This is a genomic window from Nocardia sp. NPDC059228 (genome assembly GCF_042754245.1).
GTDB lineage: Bacteria > Actinomycetota > Actinomycetes > Mycobacteriales > Mycobacteriaceae > Nocardia.
This window is the reverse complement of the sequence record NZ_JBHZAL010000020.1, coordinates 138,444-153,663: the sequence shown is the minus strand read 5'-3', so window position 1 is coordinate 153,663 and position 15,220 is coordinate 138,444. Positions and strand designations below refer to the sequence as shown.

General features: G+C 66.3%; 12 protein-coding genes. 2 read left to right on the top strand and 10 right to left on the bottom strand.

Features of this window, described 5'->3' with window-relative positions; translation table 11 throughout:
- Positions 1 to 103: 103 nt before the first annotated feature.
- The 7 genes from ACFXKA_RS27480 to ACFXKA_RS27450 all read right to left on the bottom strand — a co-directional run bounded on the left by ACFXKA_RS27480 (position 104) and on the right by ACFXKA_RS27450 (position 4,097).
- A complete protein-coding gene (locus tag ACFXKA_RS27480; RefSeq protein WP_354844865.1) occupies positions 104 to 814 on the bottom strand; it encodes a methyltransferase in 711 nt (236 codons plus the stop codon).
- 64 nt (positions 815 to 878) lie between these two features.
- On the bottom strand, positions 879 to 1,238 hold the full coding sequence (locus ACFXKA_RS27475) for an antibiotic biosynthesis monooxygenase family protein (protein WP_354844490.1): 360 nt from the start codon (positions 1,236 to 1,238) through the stop codon (positions 879 to 881).
- Positions 1,235 to 2,488: a beta-ketoacyl synthase N-terminal-like domain-containing protein gene (locus tag ACFXKA_RS27470; RefSeq protein ID WP_379429480.1), complete on the bottom strand. Its 1,254-nt coding sequence runs from the start codon at positions 2,486 to 2,488 to the stop codon at positions 1,235 to 1,237. The genes ACFXKA_RS27475 and ACFXKA_RS27470 overlap by 4 nt, the downstream gene beginning before the upstream one ends.
- Positions 2,485 to 2,904: a cupin domain-containing protein gene (locus ACFXKA_RS27465; protein WP_379429479.1), complete on the bottom strand. Its 420-nt coding sequence runs from the start codon at positions 2,902 to 2,904 to the stop codon at positions 2,485 to 2,487. The genes ACFXKA_RS27470 and ACFXKA_RS27465 overlap by 4 nt, the downstream gene beginning before the upstream one ends.
- A gap of 63 nt (positions 2,905 to 2,967) precedes the next feature.
- Entirely contained in the window at positions 2,968 to 3,435 is a 468-nt protein-coding gene (locus ACFXKA_RS27460; protein WP_379429478.1) for an SRPBCC family protein, read from the bottom strand.
- On the bottom strand, positions 3,435 to 3,692 hold the full coding sequence (locus tag ACFXKA_RS27455; protein ID WP_379429477.1) for an acyl carrier protein: 258 nt from the start codon (positions 3,690 to 3,692) through the stop codon (positions 3,435 to 3,437). Before ACFXKA_RS27455 ends, ACFXKA_RS27460 begins: the two co-directional genes overlap by 1 nt.
- Positions 3,693 to 4,097 (bottom strand): TcmI family type II polyketide cyclase, encoded by a 405-nt coding sequence (locus tag ACFXKA_RS27450; RefSeq protein ID WP_354844505.1) that lies wholly within the window; start codon positions 4,095 to 4,097, stop codon positions 3,693 to 3,695.
- 275 nt (positions 4,098 to 4,372) lie between these two features.
- Here ACFXKA_RS27450 and ACFXKA_RS27445 point away from each other — a divergent pair, with 275 nt between their 5' ends.
- Complete coding sequence (locus ACFXKA_RS27445; RefSeq protein ID WP_379429476.1) at positions 4,373 to 9,841, top strand: biotin carboxylase N-terminal domain-containing protein; 5,469 nt, start codon at positions 4,373 to 4,375, stop codon at positions 9,839 to 9,841.
- Between the two features lie 19 nt (positions 9,842 to 9,860).
- On the opposite strand, the gene ACFXKA_RS27440 is transcribed toward ACFXKA_RS27445, so the two are convergent.
- From ACFXKA_RS27440 to ACFXKA_RS27430, 3 genes are all read right to left on the bottom strand, one after another.
- The gene (locus ACFXKA_RS27440) at positions 9,861 to 12,134 is read right to left on the bottom strand and encodes a serine/threonine-protein kinase (protein ID WP_379429475.1); all 2,274 of its coding nucleotides are present in this window, start codon (positions 12,132 to 12,134) and stop codon (positions 9,861 to 9,863) included.
- Between the two features lie 154 nt (positions 12,135 to 12,288).
- Positions 12,289 to 13,197, bottom strand: a complete 909-nt coding sequence (locus ACFXKA_RS27435) for an amidohydrolase family protein (RefSeq protein WP_379429489.1) — start codon at positions 13,195 to 13,197, stop codon at positions 12,289 to 12,291.
- A gap of 126 nt (positions 13,198 to 13,323) precedes the next feature.
- Positions 13,324 to 14,472, bottom strand: a complete 1,149-nt coding sequence (locus tag ACFXKA_RS27430) for an amidohydrolase family protein (RefSeq protein ID WP_379429474.1) — start codon at positions 14,470 to 14,472, stop codon at positions 13,324 to 13,326.
- A gap of 98 nt (positions 14,473 to 14,570) precedes the next feature.
- On the opposite strand from ACFXKA_RS27430, the gene ACFXKA_RS27425 reads away from it, so the two are divergent.
- Positions 14,571 to 15,218, top strand: a complete 648-nt coding sequence (locus ACFXKA_RS27425; RefSeq protein ID WP_379429473.1) for a TetR/AcrR family transcriptional regulator — start codon at positions 14,571 to 14,573, stop codon at positions 15,216 to 15,218.
- The last annotated feature ends 2 nt before the right edge of the window (positions 15,219 to 15,220 follow it).

Below are 15,220 nucleotides of genomic sequence, written 5' to 3'. Positions count from 1 at the left end.
CGGTAGCACCCACACTCGTCTTGATGTCCCAGGAATCACTGTCATTACGCATAATCATCACTTTTCTCCGGCCAAAGCCGGGCTGAGAATTCGGTCGTCAGGCTCAATGCGGATCGCGTGCGGAGAAGAGACAGACGACACCTGACTGCTGGATATGAACCTCGGCGAAACGCGTCTTCAGCTCGTGCGAGATGGACTCGATGGTGTCCCCCCTATTGCCGAACACCTTTTCTCGATTCAGGTAACGCATCAGTGCGCGTGACCAGGGGGTATGCTCGGCGCTTTCGCCCAGAATAGTACTTCCGAATACCCGGGCACCGGGCGCGAGATGAGGTATCACGTGGTCGAAGACCACCGATTTTTGCCGGACCGAACCGGGCAAGCAGTGTAAGAGGAAGTTCATCCCGACAGAATCGAACTGCGCGGCAGGATAGAGGTCCAGTGGTTCGAAAACGTTGCTCTTGCAGATGGTGGGGTGAAAGCGCTCGATGCGTCTCGCGGCGGTGTCGAGCACCACGTCGTTCAGATCCAGCAATGTAATCGACGGATTCGGCGGGAGTTGACAGTTGTCCAGAAACCATCCCGTTCCCGGGCCGATGTCGAGATGGCGACCGGCGATATTGGCGTCATAGTGCGCCAACATTCTTGTGCGTGGACATCGCCAGATCCAGCGACTCACTGTCCCTAATACCATCCGGTCATACACGGCCAATTCCGACCGATTATAGTGCTCGGCGCCGGCGCGAATGCGTGCGGCAGTCGGTGCCGAGATGTCTTCTTCAGATTTGTTCGATACGACTTTCGAAATGCGCATGATGATCACTTCTCCGACCGTGTCGGGTTGATGTTTCGGTGGTGTTGGGGTGGCTCGGCCCGATCTACCAGGCCGTCTCGCGAGCTGCGCCGGTCGTGACCGCAACGATGGTGAACTTCAATGACCTTGCGGCGGTGAAACATTCACGCATCGGACCGACGAGCGTGCGGTGTTCCGGCGTGGCTTCCCAGTCGTAGAAGTCCTGGAGGTCTTGCCACTCGCTCGTGATCAGCCATTGCTCGGGATCGGTCGCGGATTGGCAGACCTGGTCGACGATATGCCCGGGCACGCCCTCGGCGACGACGTGCCGGATGTCCTCGTAGGCAGCGAGGAACTCGCTTTGCCGTTCCAGTGGCACGGTGATCAAGAAGACGACACGACCGCGCCCGAGGCGGCTGCCGTTGGTGCTCTCGGTGTCGTTCACAGTGAGACTCCTTCGGGTCGGCGCAGAATCAGCGCACTATTGAAGCCGTCGTATCCGCGTGCGGCGACGGCGGCGATGTCGATGGCTGCTCGCTGCGGAGCAGCGACGAAATCGAGTTCGCACCCCGGGGCCGGGTTGGGCAATGCCCCGAACGCGGGCAGAGTGCGTTCCCGCATAGCCAGCACGGCGGTTGCGACGTCGAGCGCGGAGCTGCCCTGGGAAGCTCTGCCCAGCAGTCCTTTCTGACCGGTGACGGGTACCCCGTCCGGGAAGACGGTGCGGATCGCGTCGGCTTCGGCCCGGTCGGCAGCCGGTACGCCGACCGCGTCGGCGAACACGACATCCGTCTGCCCTGGCGCGGCCTGCGCCCGGTCCAGTGCTCGCCGCAGTGCGGCGGCAAGGTATCTCGACGGCGGCTCGACTGTCGTGTCACCCCAGGGGCGTGAGGTACGACCGTCCTGGGTGGCCGCATACCCGGCGAGCTCCGCATACACGTACGGTGCGCCGCGCCGTAGTGCGTGCTGCTCTTCTTCCACCACGAAGATGGCGCCGCCCTCGGCGGGGACATATCCGGCGGCATCGGCGTCAAAGGGCAGATATGCGCGTTCGGGGTCCGTCTGCCGGCTCATCCATCCGCTGCGACGCGAGGCGGTGATCGCGTAGGGGCACAGTGGCGCCTCGGTGCCGCCGGCCAGGACGACGTCGGCGGCGCCGCGACCGATCGCGCGCGCGGCATATCCGAGGCTGTCCAGACCGCCCGCCGCTTCGGCGACGAGCACGCTCGACGGACCCTTCATCTGATGCAGGATCGAGGTTTGCCCAGCACTTGCCGCATAGAACCAGGCGATCGATTGATAGGTGCCGACGGTGTGCGTCGATCCCGACCACAGCCGCTGCATCTCCCGCTGGCCGAACTGATTTCCGCCGGTCGAGGCCGCCAGGGCCACCGACTGCCGATACGGATCGATGGTGGACGGATCGAGTTCGGCATCGGTCAAGGCCTGTGCCGTCGCCGCCAGCGACATCCACGTCCACCGGTCGGTCTGCACGATCAGACGGCGATCCAGGTATTCCTCCGGCACGAAGTCACGGACCTCTCCGGCCAGCGTGGTCGAATACGCGGAGGCATCGAAATGCGTGATCGGCGCGATCCGATTCTCGCCTGCCACAACGGTTTTCCAGTGTTCGCTCGCCGAGTTTCCACTCGGGGCGACGACACCGATCCCCGTGATCACTGCGCGGCGGTTCATCGCGCTCTCTGCGCGGTCGCGGCGCCATCGGTAGACGCTTCCGTGTCCACATGGCCGAGTTCGGGTCGCGGCGCGAGCGGTCCGAGGTGAAAGACGATGCTGGCGGTCTCGGTCCCGGTATTGCGCACCCGATGCCGGATACCGATCGGCACGAACAATCCCTGCCCCGTTGCCAGCGACCACTGCTCATCGTCGAGGTCGACAGTCAGGTCTCCCTGCACGCAATACAGAAACTCCTCCGAATACGGGTGATAGTGCTCGGCGATGCGCTCCCCCGGCTCCAGCGTGGCAACTCCGGTGAAACCGGACGTGCTGCCAACGGTTTTCGGACTCAGCACAGTCTTGATTTCACCGCCCCGTCGACGGTCTGCGGGCAGGTCGGCGATATCGATGCGAGCCGGCGGTAACTTCGTCATAGTCAAAATTCCTCTCGATGAGTGATGCGACGTGGTGGCTTCAGGGGCTTCTTGGTGTGGCGGTCAGGCACGCGGCGGCGCGCCGACGAGATGTCCTTCGACCTTTTCCTTGATGAGCTGCATCTGAATCACGCTGTTGGTGTTGATGCGATCGGTCATCCCGGCGTCGTCGATCGGCGCACCCGGACGCATATGGAAGTCCTGAACCCAGGTCATCCGCGTACCCGACCCGGACTCGGCATAACTCCAATGGATCCGCATGTACTCGAACGGCCCGGTCTCCACCCGATGCGCGTCCACGGTCCGGTTGACCGGATCAACGGTTCGTTCGCTGACCCAGCTCCACACCTGCCCCGCCTCGTCGGGGTGCATCGTGAGCCGGAAACGAACCGTGTCACCGTCCTCGGCGAGAACATCGACCGCGGCATACTCGGAGAACAAATCCGGCCAGGACCGAACATCATTGGTCGAATCCCACACCACCTCGAGCGGCGCATCGATCAGGATCGAATTCTCTGTATGACCGAACATCACGCAACCTCCTTGATAAAAGCGAACTCGACGAACCGAACCACGTCACCACCGGTCATCCCGAGCAGCTGGGCAGGCAACCTGACATCGAAGTCACGTTCCACAACACTCTGAATCTCGAAGACCGCCAACGAATCCACACCGATCTCCTCCAGAGTCAGCGCGTCCGCCCTCTGCAACTCGTCCGGACCGATGTCGACCCCGACATGCTCGTCCAGGATCGCGCGCAGCGTCTCGATGGTGAATACATCCGACATTTACTTCTCTTCCTTCCCTCGTGTGGTGAAACCCGAAGCTGATCGGTTCGGGATCTCCAGCCTCGGACCGGATTCCGGTGTCCAGCTGTAGAACATGCGAGCCCGCGCATCCTCCGGCGATTGCCAGTTCGGGAGATAGGGCGAAACGAACTCGCGCAACCGGGCACTCACCCGGGCGAACTCCGGATGCCGCGCAGCCCTGCCAATAGCGGCGCCACCGGGCTCCTCGGTCTCCACCAAATGCACATACAGATCATCCAGAGCCCACAGCTCACGCCGGGTCACACCCGCAATCCCCGGCAGATCCGTCAACGAATCAGATTCCGCGAAGATCTCGCCAACGTTGGAAATAGCATCCGGACGCACGTGAGCGACGATCAGCGAACGATGTGGTTGAAATACCATCGGCCTTCTCCTACTTGAGCTTTGGTGGGGAACGTGGAACCCGTATCTGTCTTTTCGGGGTACAACGAACCTACGAGTTGAGACCGGTCGGTATCCATCACCCTCGAGGCCATCCGACTCGTCCCCAGGGTGAAGACAATCAACACCTGAGGTGACGTCCGGGGGTGGGACACTTTTTGATGACTCTCTCGGTGCCGTTGCGCGCCACACCGTCGAAGCGGTGTTAACAATGAATGCCGACGACGCGATTCGCCGACACGAGAATGGACGGAGAAATGATCCAGCGGATTGCCATAGTCAATAGAGGCGAACCAGCAGTGCGTCTGATCCGGGCTGTCCGCGAGCTCAATGCCGAGTACGACCACGGGATCCGCACCATCGCCCTGCACACCCATGCCGAGCGGCGTGCGCTGTTCGTTCGCCAGGCCGACGAGACCGTCACCCTGCGGCGCAACGGCACCACCAACCCCTACCTCGACCATGCCGAACTCGAGCGCGCGCTGATCGAGGCCGCGGCCGACGCGGTCTGGGTGGGCTGGGGCTTCGTGGCCGAGGACCCGATGTTCGCCGATCTCGTCAGCAAGCTCGGCATCACCTTCATCGGTCCTTCCTCGCACGCCATGCGCCTGCTCGGCGACAAGATCGAGGCCAAACTGCTGGCCGAGAAGGTCGGGGTCCCCGTCGCGCCCTGGTCCGGTGGCCCGGTCGAGACCGGCGCCGACGCCCGCCGGCACGCACGCGCCATCGGCTATCCGCTGATCGTCAAGGCCCGCTCGGGCGGCGGCGGCCGCGGCATCCGCAAGGTGTACGCCGAGGACGAACTGGATCTCGCGCTCGAGCGCACCCAGCGCGAGGCCGAACGCTCCTTCGGCGATCCCGTCGTGTTCCTGGAACGCCTGGTCACCGGCGCCCGCCACATCGAGGTCCAGGTGATCGCGGACAGCCACGGCACGGTGTGGGCGCCCGGCGTGCGGGACTGTTCCATCCAGCGCAAGAACCAGAAGGTGATCGAGGAATCCTCGTCTCCGGTGGTGACCAAGGACGACGCCGATCACCTGCGCAAGGTGTCCGCCGACCTGGTGAAGGCGGCCGGCTACTGCGGCGCCGCCACCGTCGAATACCTCTACCAGCCCGACGAGCGGCGGTTCACCTTCCTCGAGGTGAACACCCGCCTCCAGGTCGAGCACCCGATCACCGAGGCCACCACGGGCCTGGACCTGGTCAAGTTACAGATCCACGTGGCGTCCGGTGGCGCGCTCGACGGCGACTGCCCGTCGGAATTCGGCCACGCGATCGAGGCCCGGCTCAATGCCGAGGACGCCGACAACGGTTTCGCTCCGGCACCCGGCCGGCTGCAACTGCTCAGGTTCCCGCTGGGCTCGGGCCTGCGGGTGGACACCGGCATCGCCGAGGGCGATGTGATCCCGCCGGACTACGACTCGATGGTGGCCAAGGTGATCGCGTGGGGTCGCGACCGCGACGAGGCGCTCGCCCGGCTGCGCACCGGGCTGCGCGAGACCACGGTCGTCGTCGAGGGTGGCACCACCACCAAGTCCTTCCTGCTGGACCTGCTGAACCGCCCCGAGTTGATCTCCGGCGAGGCCGACACCGGCTGGCTGGATCGCACCGGCGCCGGCACCGCGGACGGCCCGACCGCGGTCGCCGATGTCGCGCTGCTGGCCGCCGCCATCGACACCTACGACACCGAGGAAGCGCACGAGCGTGCCGCCTTCCTCTCCTCCGCACGCGGCGGCCGCCCACGGGCCAGGCACGCCATCGGGCGGACGGTGGAACTGTCCTATCGCAACCAGCCCTACACGCTGGTGGTCGGCCAGGTGGGCCCGCGGCGCTACCAGGTGAGCGGCGATTCCGGTGATCTGGAGGTCGTCGTCGATCGGCTCAGCGCCTTCGAAAGCCGTTACGCGATCGCTCACCGCCGCCATCACGTCGTCTCGGTGGCCGGGCCGACCGGCTACCTGGTCGAGGTGGATGGCGTCGGCCACCAGATCAGTCAGGACGAGGCCGGCATCGTGCGCGCGCCCGCGCCCGCCGTCGTGGTCGCGGTTCCGGTCGCCGTCGGTGACGAGGTCGAGGCCGGCGCCACCCTGGTGGTGCTGGAATCGATGAAGATGGAGACCGCGGTCCGCGCCCCCGGTCCGGGCCGGGTCCGGGAACTCAACGCCGTGGTGAACTCGCAGGTGGATGCCGGTGCGCCGCTGCTGCGGGTGGACGCCGTCGATACCGGTGACGCCCTCGGGAGCGTCGCCGAGAGCCGCCGCGTGGAGTTCGCGCCGCTCGAGCAGATCCGCGGCGACGCCCGCTCCGAGGCCTTCGCGCGGCTGGACGCCCTGAGCACCCTGCTCACCGGTTACGACGTCAGCGCCGCCCGGGCCCGCACGCTGCTCGGGGAGTACAACGAGCTGCGCAACGAGCTGTCGGGGGACGACCCGGAGCTGACCCAGGCCGAACTGGCGATCCTGACCACCTTCGCCGACGTCTGCGAGCTGTCCCGCAACCGCCCGACCATCGGCGAGAGCGAGGTGGCCGATCCCGTGCACAGCCCGCGCGAGCACTTCCACTCGTTCCTGCAGTCACTCGACGTGGATGTGCAGGGATTGCCGGAGTCCTTCCGCGCCAGGCTTTCTCGCGCGTTGGGACACTACGATGTGACCTCGCTCGACCGCACGCCCGAACTGGAGGAGGCGGTCTATCGTCTGTTCCTGGCCCTGCAACGGATGGACAACCAGGTACCGGTGATCGCCGGGGAACTCGAGCGCTGGCTGGCCAACGCCGACGAGCGCACCGCGGAGGTGCCCGAGCTCAGGGAGGTGCTCGACCGTCTCATCCTGGCCACGCAGTTGCGTTACCCGCTGATCGGCGACGTGGCACGCACCCTGCGCTTCCGGGTATTCGACGAGCCGCTGATCCGCGCGGCCCGCGAGGATGTGTACGACAAGGTGCGCGGCAGCCTCGCCTACCTGGCCCGGCGGCCCGGCGCCTCCTTCTACGCGCGGCGCGTCGCGGCCATGGTCAACGCCCCGGAACCACTGACCGGCCTACTGGGGCAATACATCTCGGATCCGAACCCGCTGCTCGAGGTGATCACCCGGCAGTACTACCGGATCCACGACCTCGACAACGTGATGGCCTTCGACCGCTCGGGCCGGCACCTGGTGACCGGCACGTTCGAGCTCGCCGGGGAGCGGCTGCACCTGGTCTCCACGGTGGCCGAACATGCCGACCTGGCGGCCACGCTCGACGTCGTGGCCGATGTGGCGGGGCCGAATGTGCCGAATCTCGTTGTCGACGTATACATTTCGTGGGCCGATGCACCGGCTGACGGGGACGAGCTGTCGGCGGCGCTGCGCACCGAGCTGGAAGCGCATCCGCAATCGGGCACCTGGCGGCGTATCTCGGTGGCCGTCCTGGACGGCGACACCGCCGACGTCCGGCACGTCACCTTCCGCCGCACGGAATCCGGACTCTCCGAAGACCTCATCATCCGCGACATGCATCCGCTCACCGGCCAGCGCTTGGACCTGTGGCGGTTGAAGAACTTCAACGGCACCCGTCTGCCCGCGCCGTCCGGCATCTATCTGTATCACTCTGTCGCCAAGCACAATCCGGCCGACGAGCGGTTCATCGCACTCGCCGAGGTTCGCGACTTCTCCGCCCAGCGGGACGAGAACGGCGAGATCGTGACCGTACCGGCGATCGAGCGCAAGATCGCGGCCTGCCTCGACGGCATCCGCCGGGCGCAGACGCAGCGTGAGCCGAAGCGGTTGGACCACAACCGGATTGCGCTGTTCGTCTGGCCGGTGATGGAGATCCCGGCCGACCGCATCGAGGTGATCGCGCGCACCATCGCGCCACTGACCCTGGGCGCCGGACTGGAGGAGATCACCGTCATCGGCCGCCTCTCGACGGGCCCCGACGAACCGATTCGTGATGTGGCGCTGCGCTTCTCGTATCATTCCAGCGACGAGATCAGTTTCGCGATCACCGAGCCGCCGACCGATCCGCTGCGCCCCCTCGACGAGTACGCCCAGCGGGTGCAGCGGGCCAGGGCTCGCGGCACCGTCTATCCGTACGAACTGATTCCGCTGCTGACCCGCGGTCGCGGCAGCTTCACCGAGCTCGACCTCGATTCGTCCGGAAAGCTGGTGCCGGTGGACCGCCCGTACGGCCACAATACGGCCGGTGTAATCGTGGGGCAGGTGACCACGATCACCGACCGCTATCCCGAGGGCATGACCCGTATCGCCCTGTTCGGCGACCCGACCAAGGCGCTGGGAACCGTCGCCGGGAACGAATGCGCACGCGTGGTCGCGGCGATCGATGTCGCGGAAAGCCTTGGCGTGCCGGTGGAATGGTTCACGCTGTCCTCCGGTGCCACCATCTCGATGGACAGCGGCACCGAGAACATGGACTGGGTGTCGCGCGCGCTGCGCCGGATCATCACCTTCACCCAGGGCGGCGGCGAGATCAACATCATCGTCGCGGGCATCAATGTTGGCGCCCAGCCGTATTGGAACGCCGAGGCGACCATGCTGGCGCACACCAAGGGCATTCTGGTGATGACTCCGGACAGCGCGATGGTGCTCACCGGCAAGCAGTCGCTGGACTACTCCGGTGGTGTCTCGGCCGAGGACAACTTCGGCATCGGCGGCTACGACCGGGTGATGGGCCCGAACGGCGAGGCGCAGTACTGGGCGCCGAACCTGACCGCCGCCTGCGACATCCTGTTCGCGCACTACGAGCACGCGTATGTCGCTCCGGGCGAACGTTTCCCGCGTCGGGCGGTCACCACCGATCCGGTCGACCGCGACGTGCGCAGCTACCCGCACGTGCATCGCTCCAGCGACTTCAGCGTCGTCGGCGACATCTTCTCCGCCGAGCGGAACCCGGAGCGCAAGAAGCCGTTCGATATCCGCACGGTGATGCGGTCGGTGGTCGACCAGGACCACACGGTGCTGGAGCGGTGGGCGGACATGGCCGGCGCCGACACCTCGGTGGTGTTCGACGCCCATCTGGCCGGCTATCCGGTGACCGTGGTGGGCTTCGAATCTCGCACGATCCAGCGCAAGGGCTGGGTCCCGGCCGACGGCCCGGACACCTGGACCTCGGGAACGCTCTTCCCGCAGTCGTCGAAGAAGACGGCCCGCGCGATCAACGCCGCCAGCGGCAACCGGCCCGTGGTGATTCTGGCGAATCTCTCCGGTTTCGACGGCTCGCCCGAATCACTGCGCAACATCCAACTGGAATACGGCGCCGAAATCGGCCGCGCGATAGTGAATTTCGACGGCCCGATCGTGTTCTGCGTGATCTCGCGCTACCACGGTGGAGCGTTCGTGGTCTTCTCCGGCGCACTCAACGACAATATGGAGGTGCTCGCGGTCGAGGGCTCGTTCGCCTCCGTGATCGGCGGCGCACCCGCGGCGGCGGTCGTGTTCTCCCGCGAGGTGAACAACCGCACCGCGGCGGACCCGGAAGTGCGCGAGCTCGAGGCGCGAATCGCCGCCGACGGCGCCGAAAGGGCCCGGCTGCGAGTCGAATTGGCCGCCCGGCAGGCCGCGGTGCGGTCGGACAAACTGGGCGAGGTCGCCGCCGAGTTCGAGGCGATCCACACCATCGCGCGCGCCCGCGAGGTCGGTTCGGTGCATTCGATCATCCCCGCGGCCGCGCTCCGCCCGCAGATCGTCGCGGCCATCGAGCGCGGCATGGCCGGCGCAGCGGCCTCCTAGCGGCCCGCGCCGGGAGTTGTCATGCGTCCTCGATGCCCGATCGCTTCTCGACGACCCGCTCGAGGGCCCGCAGGTCGGCCTCCAGCTTTCGGAACAGCCAGTAGGTGGCCACGAACGCGAGCCCGGTGATCACGCACAGCCACAGCACCGTATCCATGATGCGCGCCCGCTCGTCCTGCCCGAGGAAGCTCAATCCGGTCACCACGGCGACCAGGGGCACCGATGCCGCAATGCCGAGGTAGACCGTGCATCTGCGGCGCAGCGCGCGCAGGTGGGCGGCATCGCGAGCCGTCGTGCGGCCATGGCGCAAATAGATCGGGTACACGCAACGGACGATGTAGAACGTCTGCACGAAGAACGTGTAGGAAACCGCGAACGCGGCACACACCAGCACGAACTCCACCGAATGCACCAGCAGCCGCGGCGGAAGGCGGACCACCGTGGCGAGCAGGGCCACGAACACCCCCGCGCCGATCGTCCAGAACACGAGGCCGAAACCTGCATCGAGGTCGGCCCAGTACAGGGTGAACGACCGGGTCCGGGCAAGCATCGCCTCGTCGTAGCGTTTGCCCTTGCGCAGGCCGCGGGGCACCGCGATCAGATGCCGACAGATGTAGAACCAGCTCACGACGGCCAGCGGCCAGGCGATCAGGTGGAAGAGGTTCGTCAACCGTAAGAGCTCCGAGCGGGTGGCGCCGGACAAGAGCCCGCTGCCGAACTGCACGGTTTGCCCGTACAGGTAGCCCGCCGCCAAGCCGTCGGCGGCCAGCGCGATGAGCCACAGGATCGGGACGTAATGGGGCGAAAGCCGTGCCCGCCAACTGTTCTCCGGTGGATAGACGAGGTCACGGGCGCGCTCGTCGAGGCACAGATCGAACTGCAGAGCCAATTCCGATCCACTGCCGTACCGGTGCTCGCGATCCGGTGACAGGCAGGTCAGCAGCACCTGCCGCAGCGCCGCAGGGCAATCGGCGGGAACATCGGACAGGAACCGCGGATCGATGGGCCGGCGACGCAGCTCGAGCATGCGACCCAGCGACGTCTCCGACATGCCCGCGCATTCCTCGTCCGCGAACGGGATCCGCCCGGTGAGCAACGCCCACAACATCACCGCCAGCGCGTAGATGTCGCTGCGCGTGTCGAGGTCACCGGCGGTCGCCGGAAGCTCCGGATGGCACGCTTCGAGCTGTTCGGGTGACATGTAGGCCAGCGATCCACCGAAGTACGCCAGCGGGCTGGTTCCCCGGATGTGTTGACTGAAGCTGACATTGAAGTCGGCGAGCTTGGGTATGCCATCGGCGCTCAGCAGCACGTTCGCCGGTTTGATGTCGCGATGCAGCACCCCGCGCCCGGCGGCGTGCCCGAGCGCGTCGGCGAGCCGGCGGCCCAGCCAGGCAACCGTTTCCGGCCACGTCATCGCCGCGATCCGGGCCCGCACCGCCGTATCAGCAGCACGAACCTCACCCTTGTCCTCGAGTACCCCGTCGATGGTGTCGAGCAACACCCGCCCACTACGGGCATCAACCGGGGTCGACCGCAGTCGATTCAGCACGTCGAGCAGCGTGCCGCCCGGCAGATACTGCATGTAGAGCAGCTTGAGCTCGCCGTCGGCGATCAATCGCTGGTCGAAGATCCGCACGATGTACTCATGGTCCAACTGGGCAAGGGTCTCCGGCTCGGTGCCGTGGTTGTGCGAGATCTTCACCGCGACCAGCCGCTGCATCGAGCGCTGCCGCGCCAGATATACGCGCGCGAACGTGCCCTCCCCGATCATCGTCAGCAAATCGAAGTCCCCGACCCGGTCACCGGGATTGATCGCCCCGAGCGCGACCTGCGCGCTCGGACGAGCAACCATCGTGCTGCGATATTCGGTCGTGTCCAGCTCGACAGGAGGCCGGCCGATCTCGGTGGCTTCGGGCTCGGCAGCCCCGGCTTGCGTCGGCTCCTCCCCCGCGACCGGCTGCGAGCCGGAGCCACGGCGGAGGGCGTGGTATTCCTCGTAGACCAGGTCCGCAGGCGGTGGGCCGCTGCGCAGTTCGGCGTACTGCTCGCAATATTCGGCGAGTCGCTTGGGAAAGTGGTGGCGAACCCAGCGGTTCTCGAGGTCGACCTTGATCAGTTCCACCAGCACCGCACGCCGCTCGGCATCGGCGTCGGGCAGGTACGCCGACAAGTCGGGAGGACACCCGGACGCGGCCCACGCCTGCTCGAATCGGGCCGCGGCCGCGGCGAGCGCCGTGCGGCTCCGTTCGGCTGGATCGATGATCAGATCCTCGAAGGGCTCATGCACCACATCGGTACCCCGAGACGTGAATCCCCGAGGTGTGGCCCCACGCGACGATCGACAACCACACCTGAATAAACGACACAGCTTCGGTGCCATCCCCTTACCGGCACCTCCAAAGCGTATCGCGCAACCATCGAGCACACACCGATACGCGAGGACCTCAAGCCTTCAACCGGGGGAACAACGCCTCCGCGTTGCCACGGTCGATGGCCGCGCGCAGGGAATCGTCCAGCGGGTAGTTCTCGTATTCGTGATTGATGAAGTCGACCGCGGCGGCCGGGGCGAAGGGGAAGTCGCTGCCGTAGGTGATGTGGTCGGGTTCGGCGACCGCCAGCAGGCTCGGTAGTGACGCGGGAGAGGCGGACAGGGCGACGTCGTAGTAGAACCGCTTCAGCACGGTCGGGTCGACGGCGGTATCGTCGGCCGGAAGTTGCTGCTGCGCAGATGTTTTCGCGAGGAACATCGTCAAGAGGATCCGAGAGGCGATGTAGGGGACGAATCCGCCGGCGTGGGCGAGAATGAATGTGATGCCGGGGTACCGGTGCATCGCGCCGGACAGGATGAGACTGAGCGCCGTGCGGGTGGTGTCGAGCAGGAAGTCGGCCGCGAAGCTCGGGATGCCCGGCACCGGCGCGGCCGGCAATTCACCCGGGTGAACGAAGACCACGCTCTCGCGCTCGTGCAGCAGTTCCAGCAGTGGCGTGAACTCCGGATCCCCGAGGTAGCGGCCATCATTGTTCGCCAGCAGCACGATCCCGTCGGCGTGCAGGGCGTCGAGCGCGTATTCGGCCTCGGTCAGCGCTCCGTCCACGTCCGGCAGCGTCAGCGTGGCGAACAGCCCGAACCGGTCGGGTCGCCGCCGCACGATCTCCGCGCCGTATTCGTTCACCTCACGGGCCCAGGTCCGGGCTTCGGCCGTGTCTCCCAGGCAGACTCCCGGTGTGGACAGCGACAGGATGCCGGTCCGGATGCCGCGGCGATCCATGAAATCCACGGCCTCGGATTCCGACCACGTGGTAGATCGATGCCGCCGGGACGAATTCCCCTGGCGTGCAGCAGGTCCGCGTATTTCGGCGGCACGAGGTGTTGATGGGTGTCGATGCGGTTCCCGTGTCCCACGGTTCTCCTCCTTCAGGGACGATTCACGGTCGGCGAAATATTCGGCGCGCCGCGCAGTGCGAGCCGAAGCTACGGGTCACCCGCCCACTGCCTGTGCGAGCCGGGGAAGCTGTCGTAGCGGGTTGAGCCGTTCGACCTCCATACGCTGATCGGTATCGAAGATATCGCTCAGCCCCGGAGCAGGATCGTGTGTCCCCGATTGCGGGAGTGTCATGGCACTGAACGGCCAATCCGAGCCGAAGACGATGTGTTCGCGAGCGGTGACCGCGAGCACGCTCGACATGGCCGCGGCCGAGCCGCTCAGCGCCGTGTCGTAGTAGAAGTTCGAGATCTGACCCGCGGTATCGAGCAGCGAGGGCTTCGGCCACCCTTGCGGCCACCTCTGCCCCACCACGGTTTCCGAGGCCACCCCGACCCGCCAGGACAGGAAGGGCAGGGTGCCGCCGGCGTGGGCGAGTTGGAAGCGAATACTCGGGTACCGCCGGGTCACCCCGGTGAGCATCATCATGGTGGCGGCGCGGGTGGTGTCGAAGGTGAATTCCTCGAGGAAATCCGGCAGCGGCAGCGCAGGTTTCGCGGTGCCGGGGATGGCCGCGGGATGGACGAAGACATACGCGCGGCGTTGTTCGAGCGCGCGCATCAGCGGTTCGAAACGCGGATCGCCGAGATAGACGCCGTCGTAGGCCGACAGCAGGATGACCCCGTCCAGATGCAGGTCGTCCAAGGCGTAGATCGCCTCCTCGATGGCGGCCGGGATGTCGGGCATCGGCAGCACCGCGAACGCGCCGAAGCGGGCCGGGTCGGATTTGAAAAGCCCCGCCGCATAGGTGTTGCAGTAGCGGGCCATGTCGGCGGCTTCCTTGCCGGACAGGAACGATACGCCCGGGTCGGACACCGAAAGCGCCTGCGCCTGAATGCCGTAGTAGTCCATGAACGCGATCGCGGCTTCCGGCGACCACTCGGGCGTCGGGTAGCCACCGATGGTGAGGTGCCCGTGCTCGAGCAGTGCGGCTCGGTAGTCCGGCGGCAGGAAATGCGCGTGCAGATCGATGCGGTAGCTGCCGGTGGGCGCGGGCTGCTGGGCGCGGGCAGCAACCGCCGGGTCGATCGGCACGGCCGCAGCGGTTGCCGCGGCGCCGAGCGTACCGGCGACAACGCCGCCCAGAACCCGGCGACGGCTCATCGTCGCGGGCGGCTGCGGGAAGGATTCGCGCACTTCGTTCATCGCTTTCTGAATGGGGAATTGCGGGCGGGAGGGCGAAATCGTGTCTGATGGATTTCTCAGATATGATTCGCGTACCGTTTTCGACCGGAAGTGAGACCATGGCAGCCGAACCCGTGACTCGAAATCGCGTCGACCGGCGGCGCGAGCGCACTCGCAACGCGCTGCTCGGCGCCGCACGGAAGTTCTTGTCGGAGGGGCGATCCGCGGTCAGCATTCAAGAGATCACCGACGCGGCCGATGTCGGTTTCGGATCCTTCTACAACCACTTCGACTCCAAGGAGCAGCTCTTCGACGAGGCGGTGCGCTCGGCCCTGCAGATCTACGCCGAGCTGCGTGACGGCATCGTGAAGCTCTACGACGACCCCGCCGAGGTGTTCGCGGTCAGCTTCCGGATGACCGGGCGACTGCAGCGGCAGATGCCGGAAATGGTGCGGGTGATCCTGCATTCCGGCATGTCGATCCTGCTGCGCGAGGAGGGCCTGGCCCCGCGCGCCCGCCGCGACATTCTCGCCGCGCAGGAGGCGGGCCGCTTCGAGCCGATGGATGCGGACATGGCGATCATGGCAGCCGGCGGTGCCCTGCTGGGCCTGCTGCAGCTGCTGGACGCCCAGCCGGACGCGGACGCCGACGCGCGCACCGACGAGATGGCCTTCCACGTGCTGCGCATGTTCGGCATGAACAAGCGCGCCGCGCAGAAGCTCACCAGCAGTCCACTGCCGCAGCTGCCGCAACTGCCGGAATCCTGAGG

Coding starts and splice junctions, on each gene's coding strand:
- ACFXKA_RS27465 (WP_379429479.1), bottom strand. CDS start 2,904: ATGACGAAGTTACCGCCGGCTCGCATCGATATCGCCGACCTGCCCGCA.
- ACFXKA_RS27445 (WP_379429476.1), top strand. CDS start 4,373: ATGATCCAGCGGATTGCCATAGTCAATAGAGGCGAACCAGCAGTGCGT.
- ACFXKA_RS27450 (WP_354844505.1), bottom strand. CDS start 4,097: ATGGTATTTCAACCACATCGTTCGCTGATCGTCGCTCACGTGCGTCCG.
- ACFXKA_RS27480 (WP_354844865.1), bottom strand. CDS start 814: ATGCGCATTTCGAAAGTCGTATCGAACAAATCTGAAGAAGACATCTCG.
- ACFXKA_RS27430 (WP_379429474.1), bottom strand. CDS start 14,472: ATGAACGAAGTGCGCGAATCCTTCCCGCAGCCGCCCGCGACGATGAGC.
- ACFXKA_RS27470 (WP_379429480.1), bottom strand. CDS start 2,488: ATGAACCGCCGCGCAGTGATCACGGGGATCGGTGTCGTCGCCCCGAGT.
- ACFXKA_RS27455 (WP_379429477.1), bottom strand. CDS start 3,692: ATGTCGGATGTATTCACCATCGAGACGCTGCGCGCGATCCTGGACGAG.
- ACFXKA_RS27460 (WP_379429478.1), bottom strand. CDS start 3,435: ATGTTCGGTCATACAGAGAATTCGATCCTGATCGATGCGCCGCTCGAG.
- ACFXKA_RS27425 (WP_379429473.1), top strand. CDS start 14,571: ATGGCAGCCGAACCCGTGACTCGAAATCGCGTCGACCGGCGGCGCGAG.